Raw genomic sequence first — 17,353 nt, 5'->3', positions numbered from 1 at the left:
CAATCTCAACTATTATATTACATCAAGCCTTGCTCCTTCAAACTGACGTATCCTCCATCACCGATAATCAAATGATCCAACACCTCTATGCCCACAATGTCCCCTGCCTCCTTCAACCGGGCGGTCAGGGAAATATCTTCTGGACTAGGGGTGGGATCTCCACTGGGATGATTGTGTGCACAAACGACAGATGCGCTGCTGCATTTAATGGCTGCGCGAAACACCTCGCGGGGGTGCACGATGGAGGCGTTCAGACTGCCGATCGAAAGCGTCTCTTGAGCAATAATGTGATTTTTCGTATTCAAAAACAAACAGACAAAATGTTCTTTTTGCAAATACCGCAGCTGCTCTGAGAGCACGTTTGCGGCATCCTTCGGGCTCCGTATCGTAACGGGCTCCTCTTTGCGAGCTCTGGACAAACGCTGTCCAAGCTCGATTCCGGCTTTGAGCTGCAGCGCCTTGGCGCTGCCGATGCCCCGAATGGACATCAGCTCCTCGACGCTCATGTCGACCAGATTTCGCAAACTGCCGACTTGCTTCAGTATCCGCTGAGCCAAATGTACGGCTGACTCCTGGCGGGTTCCCGTCCGAAGCAAAATAGCAAGCAGTTCGGCATGGCTTAAAGCACTCGCCCCATATTCAAGCATGCGTTCTCTCGGGCGTTCTTCATGGGGGATGTCGCGCAGCAGATAAGTTTGCGACTCCATAAGTTCCCCTTCTTTCCCTTCATTCAAATAACATCCGCAAGTCTTACAAAACGTCGATTCCGAACTCGCCCAGCATGTCCGAAAGCAGGGACAGCGGCAGTCCGACCACGTTAAAATAGCATCCTTCGATCCGTTCGACGATCGTTGACCCGAGTCCCTGGATCGCATAGGCACCTGCTTTGTCATCAGGCTCTCCGCTCATAGCGTAAGCCTCTACCTGGCGCCCGGTGAGCGGCTTCATCGTCACCGACGTCACACGATGGCGCACCATCGTCTTGCCGTTCATGACATCGATGACGGCGACTCCCGTATATACCTCGTGGGTCCGGCCTTGCAGCGATGTCAGCATGCGAACCGCATCCTGCTTGTCGACCGGCTTGCCCAGCACCTGATTGTCCAGCACAACAACCGTATCACTGCCGACGATCACGGCATCCTCCTTATCATCATGAAGCGAGGCATGAACGGCTTCCGCTTTGCGTAAGGCCAGTCCTTCCACGACCTGCTGCGGTGTCCAATCTTCGGGTGTATGTTCTTCAGCGTGACTGGGACGGATCTCAAACGGAATATGTAGAGAAGCGATCAGCTCCTGCCTTCTCGGTGAAGTTGATGCCAGAATAATGCGGCGTGAATGGTTTGATTTCAATGAAAGGATCTCCTTTGTCCGGTAGTTAAAGCCTGCGATACAGCCACACGGAGACAATGATGCCGATCAAACTCAGCAGGCTTAGTTTCATTTGAATGGTAATGTCGTAACTGATAATGTCCAAATTAGCTTGCGGTGACCATTTGATCATCGTGGATGCGGTCAGAAAAGAAAGAGCTTGTACAGGCTCCAGCGCTTTGGCTATCCATGCTCCCGCCAGCCAGCCAAGCAGCAGAAACAGCAGTAATATTCCAACATTCTTCTTCATTCTTCTCTTCCCTCGCCATAATTTGACACCCACATTATTATACGGTTATTTGGACGTCAATACAAACACAAATCCGGCATGGGGAAGTATTTCCATTTCCACGCCGGATCTTTGTGTTTTATGCTTTTTCCAGGGAAGCGACAAGCTGCTTCTGCAGCATGATGAATTCCATCATCCTGGACTGGATTTCCCATAAATGCCCCTTCGCCGTATTTTTGTTGTATTCCTCGACGGACGAAATCGAGCTGTTCATCGCCTGCTCCAGCTGCTTGCCCATCTCCTGCTGGTCCGCGCCCAGGCCGGCCTGGAACGGCTTCGCCGCCTCCGTCCACTGCCGGTGCAGATCGGTCAAACGGTTCATATCCTCGGTACCGATTTTCCCCGGAAGATCCTTGCCCAGGAGGCTCGCCGAGGTCTGGCTCAGCAGCGCAACCAGGTCCGCGCTCACCTGAAAATATTGGTTAACAGCCTCAGCGTCTCCGTTAAAATGCAGGGAAGTTGCGGCCGGGAGATCCACCTCCCGCACATACAGATCAACCCCTTCCGCCTTCAGCTGATTGCTGAGCAGCTTGGCCTGTTCGCGGTCTGTGGACAGACCCGCATACACCCGGTTTTCCTCATCCGGGTCGTTCCCTGCGGCAATGCCGTACTGCTCCAGCTCATCCTTCGCCTGCTGAACCCGGTCGGCGGTGCTGAAGACGCCATACTGCAGCATGTAGTAGGTTTGAGGACCCACCTCGACGGCGACCACCGGGACGGAAGCTTGATCCTCACCGGACTGCGCAGAGGTGCTTACAGCACTCGGGTTTCCTGTGCTGCCTCCCGGGTCCATCCCCGCAGATCCGTCCTTGAAAAAGGAAAGGACCACCAAACCGAACAACGCCCCGGTGACGATGGCTCCAGTTACCGTTCCGACGACTTTCCATATCGATCCAGGCCGGTGAGGCCGGTAGGAATACTCCTCGATGATGGGCCCGGGCCCCGCTTCATCGGGTCTGTTCTCGATGTTATCGTAGGCATCATAGCCCTCCCTGACCGTGTACCTATTATTGGCACGATCCAGGTCCCAGTCTTCTGAGCTGTCCGGATAGCGATGATCTGGCCCGTCCGCAACGGAATCATGCTCAGGAGTATCGTCTGCCCGCTCCTGGATTCCGTAACCCATCCTCTCCTCCAGACGCTCCCAGCTGTCCTCCCTGTTGAACGGATCACTCCATCCCTGCATCGACGCAGGCACAGCCGATATCGGGGTACGCTTTGTTTCAACATCGCGGCGGTTGCTACCGGAATTACGATCATCCGCCCATGCAGGGTTCTGTGCAGCGGATCCCGCAACACTCAATTGCCCGCGGTCCTTCTTATCTTCAAGCTGGCGCCCTTGTTCTTCATCAAACCGGAACGTCATTCTCGCCTTATTCACACCCAAACACCTCACCCTTGTCCGTATCTACTATGTATATATGATAGATTTCCAGAAGTTATGTTTGATTGTCCCACGAAAATGACAAGAGCAAAAAAACCGTAATCCCCCTTCAGAATCAGGGAATTACGGTTTCTTCAGTCATGATCATATGCACCCCGTGCCCATCCATCCGGCAGAGGCATTCCTTACATTGTCTTGGCGATTTCAGCCCCGACTTTCCAAATGTCGCCTGCCCCCATGGTCAGGACAAGCACCCCTGGCTGAAGCCGCGGCTTCAGATCGTTCAGGACATCTTCCTTCGTCGGCAAATAACGGGCGCCCGCATTGCTGTTTTTGACGATCAAATCAACCAGCTTTGAAGAGCTCACGCCCTCGATTTGCTTCTCGCCGGCTGGCGAATAAATGTCGGTAATGATCACTTCATCGGCTCCGCCGAAAGCCCGGCTGAATGCATCGAGCAGGAAGAAGGTCCGTGTGTAGCGCTGCGGCTGGAACACGGCGATAATCTTTTTGCCCGTAGCCTTGGCGGCGCTGATGGTAGCTTCGATCTCCGTCGGGTGATGCGCGTAATCGTCGATGATCAGAATATCGTTCTTCTCACCGAGCACCTGGAAACGGCGTTTGGCGCCGTGGAACTTCGAAACGCCCGCAGCGATGGATTCGAACGGAATCCCGGCCTTCAGGCAGGCGATCACCGTGGCCATGGCGTTATAGACGTTGTGGCGTCCCGGAACCGAAAGCTCGACGGTTCCCAGCGTCTGTCCGTTATGCTTCATCGTGAAGGATACGTGACGGTCGCCCAGGACCAGATCCTCGGCGGTATATTCCGCATCGGAATCGATCCCGTAGGTGGCCACATTGCAGCGGATCGAAGGAAGGATCGCGCGGATATTCGCGTCATCAGCGCAGACGACAGCCGTGCCGTCTTCCTTGATCTGGCTCAAAAACTGCACATAAGCGCTCTTCAGCTTCTCGAAATCGCCGTCGTAGTTTTCAAGATGATCCGCTTCAATGTTCGTCACGATGCCGAGCCACGGATGATACTGCAAAAAGGAGCCGTCGCTCTCATCCGCCTCAGCCACCACGTAGTCCCCTTTGCCGGCTTTGGCGTTCGTGCCGACGTTCATAATTTCCCCGCCGATAATAAACGTCGGATCTGCGCCGCATTCCTCCATGGCGAGTGCAATCATGGACGACGTAGTCGTCTTGCCGTGTGCTCCCGCAACGGCGATGCCCTTGCGCTCATTCAGCAATCTGGCCAGCATTTGCGAGCGGTGAAGGATCGGAATGTTCAGATGCTCCGCCTCTCTTCGTTCCACGTTGTCTTTGGGAAGTGCCGTCGAATAGACGACCAAATCCGCACCGTGAACCTGCTCGGCCGTATGGCCTATATAAATTTTGGCTCCCTTGGCAGCCAGTTTTTCCGTTAATTCCTGGGCAGCCACGTCCGAACCCGTGACCGTGTATCCCATTTCCAGCATAACCCGTGCGATGGCGCTCATCCCGTAGCCACCAATACCGATAAAATGAACATGTTCAGAATTCAACAGATTTTCACCAACCTTTTTCAGAATCGGTCTGACCCAGCAGGGCTGCCCGCACATCAGAAATCAAATACAGCGTGCCGGACACCACTGCCAAATCCCCCGGTTCTGTCCGTGACTTAAGTATGTCTAGCGCGTGTTTCCAATCCGGTTCTACGATGATCTGCAAACCTGGTTTGCCGTGAGAATGCTTCAGCCGCTCCACAATGTCCAGCAAAGCATCAGCGTCCATTTTTTTTCGGAAATCCGGCTCGGTCAGGATAAGCGTATCCACTATTGGAAGTATATGCTTCAATGAGGACTCATGATGCTTATTTGACAGCATTCCCATCATCAAATTTAACTGTTTAAAGTGATAATGCCTTTGCAGGCTCTTGCTGAGGCTCTCCAGCCCCTCCGGATTATGCGCCCCGTCCAGAACAATCCGCGGAGAATCGCCCACTTCTTCGAGCCGGCCGGCCCACTTCGTATCCCGGAACCCCTTCAGCAGATCCTCATCGTCCATGACAAAAGCCATGTACTGCCGCAGCACTTCCAGCGCCATCATCGCGCCGGCGGCATTGGCAATCTGGTGCTCGCCCTTCATTCCGATGCTCAGATCCAGCTCGCGGAAAGGACCTTTGAAATGGAACGTCTGCAAGGAACCGTCCAGACCGGTATATTCGTAGGTGAACTGCTCTCCCGCCAAATACAGCGTCGTGCGGCACTCTTCGGCTTTTTGCTTCAGCACCTCAATGACTTCCGGCTGGTTCACGCAGCTGACCACCGGAACGCCTGGTTTGATAATGCCGGCCTTTTCCGTGGCGATTTCCACAAGCGTATCGCCAAGAATATCGGTGTGGTCCATCCCGACATTGGTGATGACGGAGACGATGGGGTGAACGATGTTCGTTACATCCAGCCTTCCCCCGAGCCCGGTCTCCCATACAACCACGTCAGGGTAGCATTCCTCGGCATAATACAGAATCGCCAGAGCCGTGGACACTTCGAACATCGTCGGCGATCCGAGCTCCGTGGCCGCAATCTCCTGCACCGCAGGGTACAGGCGGTTCGCCAAGGAGAGCAGCACCTCCTCCGGTATGTCTTCCCCGTTGTACTGAAAGCGGTTCGTGAATTTGGTGATATACGGCGAAGTATACGTGCCTACCGAATAACCGCTTTGCAGAAGTACACGGGTCAGGTAAGCGCATGTCGACCCTTTCCCGTTCGTACCGGCGACATGAATGAATTTCAGCCTCCGGTGCGGGTTCCCGAACTTCTCCATTAACGTTTCGATCCGCTGCATCCCCGGTCTGATCCCAAACGGAATCAGACCGTTAATCCAATTCGCCGCCTCTTCATATGTGCGCAGAGAAGCCTCCCGTCCGGCTTCCAATTGATCCCCCATACCATTCACCTTCTGAATTTTAGTTAAGTTTTCTGCTGCGTCGTGATCAGCCTCTCAGCTCTTCGATCCGTGCGATGACTTTGCTGCGTTTATCGGAATAGTCGGCCATCTTGGCCTTCTCCTCTTCAATGACTTTTGCCGGCGCTTTAGCCACAAAGCCTTCATTGGCCAGCTTTTTCTCCACCCGCTGCACTTCGCTGTTCAGATGCTGCAGCTCTTTCTCCAGCCGCGCAATCTCCTGGTCAATGTCGATCAGACCGGCAAGCGGCAGGTACAGCTCGGCACCGGTAATCACGGCGGTCATCGCCTTGTCCGGCGTCGTCAGGTCCAGACCTGCCGTAAAGCTCGAGGTGTTGCAGAAGCGCTGAACGTATACTTCGTTCCGGTTCACGATCTGCAGCACTTGCTCGTCGCCCGCCTTCAGCATCAGCTCGATCTTCTTGCTCATCGGAACATTAACCTCTGCGCGGATGTTGCGAACGGCACGGATGGCATCCATCAGCAGCGACATCTCGGCTGCAGCTTCGGCATCCTCGAAGGCTGGATCATACTCCGGCCATGCCGCAAGCGTGATCGTTTCCCCTTCGTGAGGCAGATGCTGCCAAATTTCTTCGGAGATGAACGGCATAAACGGATGAATCATCCGCAGCGTGCGGTCCAGCACATAGCTAAGCACCGACTGCGTCGTTTTCTTGGCGCTCACATTGTCTCCGTACAAAGAGAGTTTGGCAAACTCAATGTACCAGTCACAGAGGTCATCCCAAATGAAGTTATACAGGAGCCGGCCCGTTTCACCAAATTCGTAGGCATCTATTAGACGCGTAATGTCACGGGAAGTTTCGTTCAGGCGGTGGAGAATCCAGCGGTCCGCCGTGCTGAGCTCTCCGCTTATGTCAATGTCGTCATATGTGAATCCTTCCAGATTCATCAGAGCGAATCGGGAAGCGTTCCAGATTTTATTGGCAAAGTTGCGCGCCTGCTCCACGCGTTCCCAGCGGAAGCGCAGATCCTGCCCCGGCGTGCTGCTCGTGGAGATCATGTAGCGCATCGCATCTGCGCCGTACCGTTCGATGACGTCGAGAGGGTCGACGCCGTTGCCGAGCGACTTGGACATTTTCCGTCCTTCGGAATCCCGGACCAGACCGTGCATCAGCACGTCCTTGAACGGAATTTCGCCCGTAAATTCCAGCGCGGTAAAGATCATCCGGGCTACCCAGAAATAGATGATGTCATAGCCCGTAACGAGCACGTTCGTCGGATAATAACGCTCCAGATCCGCCGTCTGCTCCGGCCAGCCGAGGGTAGAGAACGGCCACAGCGCCGAACTGAACCAGGTGTCCAGAACGTCGTTGTCCTGTGTAAGCTCGGTGCTTCCGCATTTGGAGCATTGGGTTACATCCTCATGGGCTACGTGGATCTCGCCGCAGGATTCGCAGTACCAAGCCGGAATCCGGTGTCCCCACCACAGCTGACGGGAAATACACCAATCCCGGACGTTTTCGATCCAGTTCAGGTATGTTTTCTCGAAACGCTCCGGAACAAAGCGTACCCCATTGCCCGCCTTTTGCGCCTCGATGGCTCTTTCCGCGAGCGGCTGCATTTTAACGAACCACTGCGTCGACAGGTAAGGCTCGACTACGGCGCCTGTGCGCTCGCTGTGCCCTACCTGGTGCACATGGTCTTCGATTTTGATCAGCACGCCGAGGTCCTTCAAATCCTGAACGATCTGCTTGCGGCAATCGGCCCGGTCCATGCCTTCGTACTTCGCGGCCTGGTCATTCATCGTGCCGGTCTCGTCCATCACGATGATTTGCGGCAGATCGTGGCGCAATCCCACCTCAAAATCGTTCGGATCGTGTGCCGGGGTAATTTTTACGGCGCCGCTGCCGAATTCACGTTCCACGTACTCGTCGGCGATAATCGGAATCTCGCGTCCGACAATCGGGAGCACGAGCATCTTGCCGATCATGTCCTTGTAGCGCTCGTCTTTCGGATGAACCGCTACCGCCGTATCGCCAAGCATCGTCTCAGGACGTGTGGTTGCTACCGTAATGTGGCCGCTTCCGTCCTTCAGCGGATACTGCAAATGATACAGATGGCCGTTGACTTCTTTATATTCAACCTCAATATCGGACAAGGCGGTTCTGGCGGCCGGATCCCAGTTGATGATCTTTTTGCCGCGGTAGATCAGCCCTTTTTCATAGAGTTTCACGAAAACTTCGCGAACCGCCTTCGACAGACCTTCGTCAAGCGTAAACCGCTCTCTGGAGTAATCCAGCGAAAAGCCCATTTTGGCCCACTGTTCATGAATCGTTTCCGCGTATTGGTCCTTCCATTCCCACACTTTCTCGAGGAACTTCTCGCGTCCCAGATCGTGGCGGCTAATATTCTGCTCACGCAGCTTCTGCTCCACCTTGGTCTGCGTCGCGATGCCCGCATGGTCCGAGCCCGGAAGCCACAAGGCGTCGTACCCCTGCATCCGCTTCGTGCGAATCAGAATATCCTGCAGGGTAAAGTCGAGGGCGTGCCCGATATGGAGCATCCCCGTTACGTTTGGCGGCGGAATCACGATCGTATACGGCTCCGCCCCGGGCTTCTGCCCGGCTTTGAAATACTGGCCGTCGATCCAGTATTTGTACCATTTCTTCTCGGCCGATTTCGGGTCATACGTCGTCGGCATCCCGGTTGTTGCTTGGTTTTCCTGGTCTGTCATATTGTTCATCCTCCATCACAAGATCAGCTTTGCCAAAAATACAAAAAACCTTTCGTCCTCAAAGGACGAAAGGCTGTTCTTTCGCGGTACCACCTTTGTTTTGCGACAGCAAGCACAACCACGCATGCCTTCGCAACACTTCGTACAGATAACGGCTGCAGCCGGCCGGCTCTACCTCCCGCGCCTTCGGACGCAAGTGCTCAAACCGACAACTTCCGGGCGACTTCGGACAGCTGCATCCTGCGGAATCTTCCAGCGCTGCAATTCCGCTCTCTGAAGGGCAATACCGCCTACTCTTCCCGTTCATCGTTTTTGTGAAGATGGTAAAATGGATTCATTTTCAGTGAAGCTGAAGCGTTTCATATCGCAAGAAAAACTTCCGCCAAATACGGAATGTCATCTGTACCTGACGTTCGTTGATGTTTTTCTGCAAAACATATACTCCATAATAACGCGCTTCATGTCGATAGTCAACTTCCCTTGGCCCAAAGTGCAGGACCATTTTCCCGTGTTCAGGCAGACCTCATCCCGGGAACAAAAAAAGAGCCTTGCGCCGCAAAGCGCCAGGCTCCTCTGATTGCCTCAAAAACGTTACGGGATATACAGAATTTGACCTTCCTGAACGGTCTGGTCCGCCAGCCGGTTGTACAACACAAGCTCCCGCGGCGTCAGCTGATAACGGTCGGCGATCGTCTCGAGCGTCTCCTCCCGCTGAACGATGCACAGCCGGACCTTACGGAACGGAGTCTGCTCGGAGATACTGCCGAGGAACAGGTTCTTCCACTTGATATCATCGGCTTCTGCAGCACCCGCGCTGGCGACGGCATCCGCAGCCTGCTGCTCCTCCTGTGCCTGCTGGTACTCAAGCTCCTTGATCGAACGGCTTGAGGACAAGATCGAGGAAAAGCCGATCGCTTCCTTCTCGCCGGACTCGGGTTCCTTCTTGCTTCCGAGCGCAATCCGCATTTCCCGGTCTTCAGGCGGTTCTTCCTGCTGAGCTTTATCCTGGAAAGCTCCAAACGGGAACGTAGGCTCGCTGAACGGATCTTTACCCGCCGCGTTCAAATAGATGTCTTCTTCCTGCTCTTCATCCACCTGAACCGCCGTCGCTTCCGGATGCAGCAGCTCCGACTCCTCTTCATGCTCAAAATGCCACTTGTTCGGGTACTGGGGCTCCGCTGTCCGGTCTGATGGTTCCTTGTCCGTATGTAAAGCGGATAATCCGGCCACCTGCGGCGGAGGCGCTGCCGCTTCCCGCTCAGGTTCGCGGGCAAATTCCCATGCGGTAGACGGCGCAGTTTCGCGGGAATCGGACGCCTGAGGCACAGCGGCTTCCTCCGGCTCGGACGGAGGAACATCAGCCGCTTGCCATATGGCTTCCCAGGCTGCCGCTTCCCGTGCTTCATCCGAGTCATCGGCTTCCGCGGCTTCGATCGGAACCTGTTCCGGCTGCTCCGCCTGAATTTGGGACTGAGGCGGCGTAAAGGACGGAGCCGGTGCGGTCCAGACAGGCGCAGGGTCGTCCGGCGGCGTGAATTCGCGCTGTTCCGGTTCTGCTGAAGCCGGTTCTTCCTCCCGCTCTTGCGCGAAGATAGCCGCTTCCTCCGGAAGGTCCTCATCCGGTGCATGAACTACCGTGAATTCGTCCGCTTTCCAGGCGGGTGAATCCGCGGCCTGAGTCTCGATGCCGCGCAGAGAGAGAACGCCCGTAATATTCAGGCTTCGTTTGGACAGCAGGTCGACGTCGAAATTTTCGATTTCCACCGCAATGTCATCCAGCGAGGTTACCCGGTTCAAGGGAACCGTAATCTCCACTGGAATGAAATGCTCCAGCCGCTGCGTCCCTTCTTCCTCACCTTCGCTTCTGTACAGCCCCGACAGGAGCAGATGCCCGCGCAGACTGGCTTGTTCGTCCTGGCTGATCACTTGAATATGCGGAAGCAGCTCGATTTCCTCGAGTTCTTCGATTCCCGCCACGTCTTCGTTTAAATGAATGCGTTCGTAAATGTCAAAGCGTAAACCGTAGGACTGGTCAAACACAAATAACGTCCTCCTTTTCGGCATATTTCTAACCGTGGGCCATCCCCACAGCACGAGCCAAAATCGTTACTCGTTCTATTTATATGCTTTAAAAAGAGGAGCATGCCAGTTTTCATATGATACTTAGGTTTACGCTCTCACAAGGGCTTTGAGACGCTCCATATCCTCGGGCCACGGATCACCCACCTCAATCTGCTCGCGTGTGAGCGGATGGGCGAAAGAGAGACGCTCCCCGTGCAGCGCCTGCCTGCCGATGGCGGATATGCTTCCGCCATACAGGGCATCGCCCAGCAGCGGGTGGCCGACATGACTGAGATGAACGCGGATCTGATGCGTCCGTCCGGTTTCCAGCTCCAAGTAGACGAGGCTGGCTTGATTCCCGGCTTCTGCATGGAGAATCCGGGTCACCGCAGATTGCCCTCCCGGAGACACGCGTCTGCGCTGCTTGTGATGGCGGTCCTTGCCGATGGGCAGGTCGATGACCTTCAGATCCGCAGGGATCCGCCCCTCGACAAAGGCGGCGTAAATCCGCGAAATCCGCTTGCCGCTCATCTCCTTGTCCAGCACAAGCTGCGCCCAGTCATTTTTGGCATACAGCACGGGCCCGGTGGTATGCTGGTCGAGCCGATGAATATGCCTGACCGCAATCTCTTCCCCCTGCATCTGATAATGGGCGGCCACGGCATGATCCAACGTGATTTCGTCGGAGTGTCCATCCGGGTGAACCTTCATCCCGGCAGGCTTGTGAACGACCAGGCAGAAGTCGTCCTCGTACAGCACGGTGAGATCCATCCAGATCGGCTCGATCCCCGCCTTGCGGGCAGCAAAAAGGGCCAGCCGAAGCCGGTCCCCTTTCCACTCGATGCCTTTTGACGCCTTAAGCTGTCCAAGCAGCTTCTCCGGCATGCCTGCCTCGTTCAGCAGCCACGCCGCGGCCGCCGCTTCGCGGTCTTCGGCCGATGCGATTTTTTTGCCCGGAGCCAGCTCCAGCCATTCCCCGCGCCGGAGCCAGTGGTTCAGGCTCACAGCTGCTTAAGGGCGTTGTAATTGGCTTCGATCGTCGCATCGATGTCTTCGATGCTGTGGGCAGCCGATACAAACATCCCCTCAAATTGGGAAGGAGCCACGCTCACGCCTTCCTCAATCAGATTGCCGAAATATTTGGTGAAGCGCGGAATGTCGCTCGTCTTCGCCGTATCGTAATTCACGACAGGCCCTTCTGTGAAGAAAGGACATACCATGGAACCGACGCGGTTAATCGTCACCGGAATGCCAAGCTCTTTGGCATTGTTCACAAAACCGGCCTCCAGACGGGCTGCGCGCTCTTCCAGCTGGTCATATACGGCAGGCGTCAGGAGCTTCAGCGTCGTATATCCAGCCGCCATGGCCAGCGGATTTCCGCTCAGCGTGCCCGCTTGGTAAATCGGACCGGACGGTGCCACTTTCTCCATAATTTCGCGTTTGCCGCCGTATGCGCCGACAGGCAGTCCGCCGCCGATCACCTTGCCCAGGCAAGTCAGGTCAGGCGTAATGCCGAACCGGCCTTGGGCACAGTTCAAATGAACACGGAACCCGGTCATGACCTCATCAAAAATGAGCAGGCTGCCATATTTTGTCGTGATTTCGCGCAGGCCCTCCAGAAAGCCCGGAAGCGGAGGTACGACGCCCATATTGCCGGCTACCGGCTCCACGATGACACAGGCGATCTCCTCGCCAAAACGTTCAAAAGCAAGCGTAACGGACTCAAGGTCGTTATACGCGACCGTGATCGTGTTGCTGGCCACGCTTTCCGGCACGCCTGGGCTGTCCGGCAGACCCAGCGTCGCCACTCCGGAGCCGGCTTTGATGAGCAGGCTGTCCGCGTGTCCATGATAGGAGCCTTCGAATTTCAAAATTTTGCTGCGTCCCGTGTACCCGCGGGCCAGACGAATCGCGCTCATCGTCGCTTCCGTACCTGAATTAACCATCCGGACGATATCGATTGAAGGGACACGCTCGCACACGAGCTTGGCCATCTCCGTCTCAATCAGCGTAGGCGCGCCGAAGCTCGTGCCTTTGGCCGCCGTTTCCTGAACCGCAGCAATCACTTCCGGATGGGCGTGTCCCATAATCAGGGGTCCCCAGGAGCCGACGTAGTCGATAAAACTGTTGCCGTCAATATCGTACACGCGCGATCCTTCGGCATGGTCCACATAAATCGGCGTAAGGCCGACCGATTTAAAGGCGCGGACCGGGCTGTTCACTCCGCCGGGGATATATTGCTTGGCTTCTTCAAAGGCCGACCGGGAAGCCTCCTCCTTGCGCTTTCCTGACATACTGCTCATGTCATTCACTCCAATCTATCGGTTTAAATCACCCCGCTAAGCGGGGATTCTGCTCCGATGCTTCGGTTATCCCTTGATCCACCGGGCCACGTCTTTGGCAAAATAAGTAATAATGATATCCGCACCGGCGCGCTTCATGCTCGTCAGCATTTCCTGCACTACGGCTTTCTCGTCGATCCAGCCTTGAATGGCCGCCGCTTTGACCATGGAGTATTCCCCGCTCACATTGTAGGCGACGAGCGGCAGGTCGAACTGATCCTTCAGCGTGCGCATAATGTCCATATAGGACAAAGAAGGCTTGACCATCAGCATGTCGGCCCCTTCGAGCACATCGGATTCCGCTTCACGAAGCGCTTCGCGTGCGTTGGCCGGATCCATCTGGTACGTTTTGCGGTCGCCGAACTGGGGTGCCGAGTCGGCTGCCTCGCGGAATGGGCCGTAGAAGGCGGAAGCATATTTGACCGAATAAGACATGATCGGAATATGCTCAAATCCGTTCTCATCAAGCCCTGCGCGGATCGCCTGCACGAAGCCGTCCATCATGTTGGACGGGGCGATAATATCGGCGCCGGCTTTTGCCTGGGACACCGCCGTTTTGACCAGCAGCTCCAGCGATTCATCGTTCATGACGTCGCCGCACACATGGCCATCCCGTTCATAGGTATGCACCATGCCGCAGTGTCCATGATCCGTAAACTCGCAGAGGCAGGTGTCGGCTACGACGAGCAGGTCCGGATACCAGGACTTGATCAGGCGTGTGGCTTCCTGCACGATGCCGTCTTCCGCAAAGGCCGAGGAGCCGATGTTGTCCTTCGTTTCCGGAATGCCGAACAATAGCACGGCCGGAATACCGAGGGAGGCAATTTCGTCCACCTCTTCTTTCAGCCGGTCCAGCGAAAAATGATAGACTCCCGGCATGGATGAAATCTCGTTTTTTATGTTTTCTCCATAGGTTACAAAAATCGGCATGATCAGGTCATTCACGTTCAGCACCGTTTCGCGCACCATGTTCCGCATGCCCGCTGACTGGCGGAGGCGCCGGTGTCTTACCATTGGAAAACTCATAGCTGTAAACCTCCTGTTGGTAGATATTTACGAGTCTAGGGTTCATCTCATCCCAGACTCTTCTATTCTGATGCGGCCGCAGCTTCCGCGTTCCACAGGCACAGCGACCGGACAAGGCTGTCCAGCGTCGCTTCTTCGGCAATGATGCCTACTTCAAGTCCCGCGTCACGGGCTGTCTTGGCCGTAATTTCTCCAATACATGCAACTTCCACGCCCTGCAGCAGCGCTGCCGGGTCATGTACTCCCATCCGCTGCAAAATCGAGAGCAGATTGTTCACCGTCGACGAGCTGGTGAACGTCACGGCATGAATCCCGCCCTCTTCCAGCAGCCGGATCAATTCGGGATCGTCCCCCCGCCCGGCGATCGTCTGGTACATCACGGCGGTGGTGACCTCGAGTCCCATCTCGGCGAGCTTCTCAGGCAGCCAGTTTCGTGCCAGATCCCCGCGCGGAAGGAGAACCTTCTGGCCGGCGAGCAGCTGACTGCCCAGCGACTCGATCAGTCCCTCCTGCTGGAAGCGGTCCGGCAGCTCCACGGGGATGATGCCCCGCTGCCCGAGCGCTTCGGCTGTGGCCGGGCCGACCGCCGCAATCCGCGCCGTATGCAGCTGCCGGATGTCCTTCCCCTGCTCCTTCAAATGGCGGAAGAAGTAGTCGACGCCGTTGGTGCTGGTGAAGAACACCCAGTCGTATTCACCGAGCCGGTCGAAGGCGTCCTTGAGGCCCTGCTTAAGCTCGGGCGCTTCGGGATACACCGTCTCGATCACCGGAAATTCGTAGGGCTCCCCGCCGAGCTCCTCGATCCGGTTGACCAGATCGCTTGCCTGGGCCCGGGAGCGGGTGACCAGGATTCGCTTGCCGAACAGCGGCAGCGACTCCGCCCATTTGATCTGCTCGCGCTGCCGCACGACGTCCCCGACAACGATGACGGCCGGCGGCTGAAAGTCCGCCTGCTTCACCTTCTCCGCGATGTCGGCGAGCGTCCCGGCGAGTACCGCCTGCTCCGCCCGCGTCCCCCATCGGATCAAGGCCACCGGCGTGTCCGGCTTGCGTCCATAGCGCATCAGCTGCTCAGCAATATAACCGATCTTGGCCACGCCCATCATAAAGACCAGGGTTCCGGTCGCGTTCGTGACCTTGTCCCATTCGATCATCCGGTCCAGCTTGTCCGGGCTCTCATGCCCGGTGATGATGGACAAGGAAGAGGCCAAATCCCGGTGGGTCACCGGAATGCCTGCGTACGCCGGTACCCCGATCGCCGCCGTAATGCCGGGCACGATTTCATACGGAATGCCGTTTCGCCTTAGCAGCTCGGCTTCCTCACCTACGCGTCCGAATATCGTCGGATCGCCGCCCTTCAGCCGCACGACCGTTTTGCCCTGCAGGGCAAGGTCCACCAGCAGCTGGTTGATCTCTTCCTGCTTCATCGTATGGCGGTCCGGGAGCTTGCCGACGTATATTTTTTCCGTTCCCGGCTTGAGTGAATGCAGCAGCTGCGGCCCCGCCAGGCGGTCATACACGACGACATCCGCCTTTTGCAGGCACTCCAGCCCTTTTACCGTAATTAATTTGGCATGCCCGGGCCCGGCTCCCACCAAAAATACTCTTCCCGCCATGTTCTCATCCCCTACTCCCTGGTCTGTTCCAGAATTGTGTCGGCTCCCTGGGCAATCAGCTTATTGGCAACGTCTTCCCCAAGCTTCAGTGGATCCGTTCCCGTCAGCGTTTCTTTTAAAATGACGTCCCCTTCGGGAGATCCTACCATTCCCGTTAATTGTATAACGGGCGGAGTCTCTTGGGAATGCTCCGTATCGGACGGAACGAGTACGGCGTGTGCCCCGATCGGCACTTGGCAGCCGCCGTTCAGTACAGCGAGAAACTTGCGTTCGGCAGCAACGGTCAGCTCCGATTCCTTATCGTTATACAAATCAAGCAGTCTGCGCAGATCCGCATCATCTTCGCGGCATTCGATGCCGAGCGCTCCTTGGCCAACAGCCGGCAGGCAGGTCTCCACCGGAATATACGAGCTGATTTTATCCTCCCAGCCCATGCGGTACAGCCCGGCAGCGGCGAGAATGATCGCCTGAAAGCCTTCCGTCTCGAGCTTGCGCAGACGCGAGTCAATATTCCCGCGAACCGGCTCCAGTTCCAGGTCCGGCCGGTGAGCCTTCAGCTGGCTGGAGCGGCGCAGGCTGCTCGTTCCCACTTTTGCTCCCTGCGGAAGCTCGTCAATGCTTTTCCCATGAAGGGAAATGAGACAGTCCCTCGGATCGACGCGGCGCGGCACCGCACCGTTTATCAGACCCTCGGGGAGAACCGAAGGCATGTCCTTCATACTGTGCACGGCCATATCGATTTCACCGTCCAGCATAGCCTGCTCGATTTCTTTAACGAACAAGCCTTTCCCGCCGACCTTGGACAACGTCACATCCAGAATGCGGTCGCCTTTCGTCACGATCTTTTTCACTTCGAATTGAAAATCAAACCCGTGTTCCGCGCACAGCTGCTTCAGCTGGTCGATGACCTGCCCTGTCTGCGTTAATGCCAATGCGCTTTGTCTGCTGCCTACTACGATTGTCCGCATCATGATTCCTCCTGGTTGTTCGCAATCCATTGCTTGATTTGTTCCGTATCCCACGGCTCAAACGTGCCCTTGCGGATTTCATCCAGCACTTCAAGCTCTGACGCTTTCATTAATAATCTTTGCCGGGTTTCCGGGCGCGTAACCTGCCTCTTGATGCTGCTGCGCATCCGGTACATCCATTCAAGATATTCCTCGTATTCGGGGCCGTATTCTTCCTCCAGCCTGTCGCAAATCTCCGCGGCCAGTGCCGGTCCGGCTCCCGAGGTGGACACGGCGATCACCAGCCTGCCCCGGCGAAGCACGCTCGGGCTGATAAAAGAACCCGGCTTACTGCCGCCGGCCGCGTTTGCCAGCGCACCCATCCGCTCTGCCTCATCGATCACGGCACCGTTCACGTCAGGCGAGGAGGTTGCCGCATAGACCAAAAAGGCCCCCGCCAAATCTCCCGCCGCGTACTCGCGGGAAATCCAGCGGATCCGGCCTTCCATTACAAGCTGCCGCAGTCCTTGTGTCACTTCCGGACTGATCACCGTCACATCGGCCGAAGCCGCAAGCAGGGAGTTTACCTTTCTTTCGGCCACGGCCCCGCCGCCCACCACGGCGCAGCGGCGCCCCTTGCAATCCAGCATTACGGGCAAATATACCGACAAAG

General features: G+C 56.2%; 14 protein-coding genes and 1 other annotated feature. All 14 genes read right to left on the bottom strand.

Annotated elements, in window-relative coordinates; all coding sequences use genetic code 11:
- Positions 1 to 17: 17 nt before the first annotated feature.
- The 14 genes from radC to C7820_RS30460 all read right to left on the bottom strand — a co-directional run bounded on the left by radC (position 18) and on the right by C7820_RS30460 (position 17,351).
- A complete protein-coding gene (radC, locus tag C7820_RS30530; protein ID WP_116234227.1) occupies positions 18 to 707 on the bottom strand; it encodes a RadC family protein in 690 nt (229 codons plus the stop codon).
- A 43-nt stretch (positions 708 to 750) separates the two neighbouring features.
- Positions 751 to 1,353 carry a Maf family protein gene (locus C7820_RS30525; protein ID WP_105446166.1) on the bottom strand — a complete coding sequence of 201 codons (603 nt, stop codon included), beginning with the start codon at positions 1,351 to 1,353 and terminating at the stop codon, positions 751 to 753.
- Positions 1,354 to 1,378: 25 nt separating this feature from the next.
- Complete coding sequence (locus C7820_RS30520; protein ID WP_076174380.1) at positions 1,379 to 1,621, bottom strand: DUF4321 domain-containing protein; 243 nt, start codon at positions 1,619 to 1,621, stop codon at positions 1,379 to 1,381.
- 118 nt (positions 1,622 to 1,739) lie between these two features.
- On the bottom strand, positions 1,740 to 3,041 hold the full coding sequence (locus C7820_RS30515) for an SPOR domain-containing protein (RefSeq protein WP_116234226.1): 1,302 nt from the start codon (positions 3,039 to 3,041) through the stop codon (positions 1,740 to 1,742).
- Positions 3,042 to 3,229: 188 nt separating this feature from the next.
- Positions 3,230 to 4,594: a UDP-N-acetylmuramate--L-alanine ligase gene (gene murC / locus C7820_RS30510; protein WP_105446197.1), complete on the bottom strand. Its 1,365-nt coding sequence runs from the start codon at positions 4,592 to 4,594 to the stop codon at positions 3,230 to 3,232.
- A 4-nt stretch (positions 4,595 to 4,598) separates the two neighbouring features.
- Positions 4,599 to 5,975 (bottom strand): bifunctional folylpolyglutamate synthase/dihydrofolate synthase, encoded by a 1,377-nt coding sequence (locus C7820_RS30505; RefSeq protein ID WP_116234225.1) that lies wholly within the window; start codon positions 5,973 to 5,975, stop codon positions 4,599 to 4,601.
- Between the two features lie 46 nt (positions 5,976 to 6,021).
- Positions 6,022 to 8,688 (bottom strand): valine--tRNA ligase, encoded by a 2,667-nt coding sequence (locus tag C7820_RS30500; protein WP_116234224.1) that lies wholly within the window; start codon positions 8,686 to 8,688, stop codon positions 6,022 to 6,024.
- 58 nt (positions 8,689 to 8,746) lie between these two features.
- Positions 8,747 to 9,004, bottom strand: a binding site (T-box leader).
- A gap of 275 nt (positions 9,005 to 9,279) precedes the next feature.
- A complete protein-coding gene (locus tag C7820_RS30490; RefSeq protein ID WP_116234222.1) occupies positions 9,280 to 10,728 on the bottom strand; it encodes a LysM peptidoglycan-binding domain-containing protein in 1,449 nt (482 codons plus the stop codon).
- Positions 10,729 to 10,857: 129 nt separating this feature from the next.
- A complete protein-coding gene (locus tag C7820_RS30485) occupies positions 10,858 to 11,754 on the bottom strand; it encodes an RluA family pseudouridine synthase (protein WP_116234221.1) in 897 nt (298 codons plus the stop codon).
- Positions 11,751 to 13,052, bottom strand: coding sequence for a glutamate-1-semialdehyde 2,1-aminomutase (gene hemL / locus C7820_RS30480; RefSeq protein ID WP_181909244.1), 1,302 nt, complete (start codon positions 13,050 to 13,052; stop codon positions 11,751 to 11,753). Before hemL ends, C7820_RS30485 begins: the two co-directional genes overlap by 4 nt.
- 66 nt (positions 13,053 to 13,118) lie before the next feature.
- The gene (hemB, locus tag C7820_RS30475; protein WP_116234220.1) at positions 13,119 to 14,117 is read right to left on the bottom strand and encodes a porphobilinogen synthase; all 999 of its coding nucleotides are present in this window, start codon (positions 14,115 to 14,117) and stop codon (positions 13,119 to 13,121) included.
- Between the two features lie 62 nt (positions 14,118 to 14,179).
- Positions 14,180 to 15,733 carry a uroporphyrinogen-III C-methyltransferase gene (gene cobA / locus C7820_RS30470; RefSeq protein ID WP_116234219.1) on the bottom strand — a complete coding sequence of 518 codons (1,554 nt, stop codon included), beginning with the start codon at positions 15,731 to 15,733 and terminating at the stop codon, positions 14,180 to 14,182.
- An 11-nt stretch (positions 15,734 to 15,744) separates the two neighbouring features.
- On the bottom strand, positions 15,745 to 16,701 hold the full coding sequence (gene hemC, locus C7820_RS30465) for a hydroxymethylbilane synthase (protein ID WP_116234218.1): 957 nt from the start codon (positions 16,699 to 16,701) through the stop codon (positions 15,745 to 15,747).
- A complete protein-coding gene (locus C7820_RS30460) occupies positions 16,701 to 17,351 on the bottom strand; it encodes a precorrin-2 dehydrogenase/sirohydrochlorin ferrochelatase family protein (protein ID WP_397334239.1) in 651 nt (216 codons plus the stop codon). Before C7820_RS30460 ends, hemC begins: the two co-directional genes overlap by 1 nt.
- Positions 17,352 to 17,353 lie beyond the last annotated feature (2 nt).

The sequence above is a fragment of the Paenibacillus sp. VMFN-D1 genome (genome assembly GCF_003386155.1).
GTDB lineage: Bacteria > Bacillota > Bacilli > Paenibacillales > Paenibacillaceae > Paenibacillus_AQ > Paenibacillus_AQ favisporus.
The sequence above is the reverse complement of the archived record's forward strand: the minus strand, read 5'-3'. Positions and strand labels throughout refer to the sequence as shown.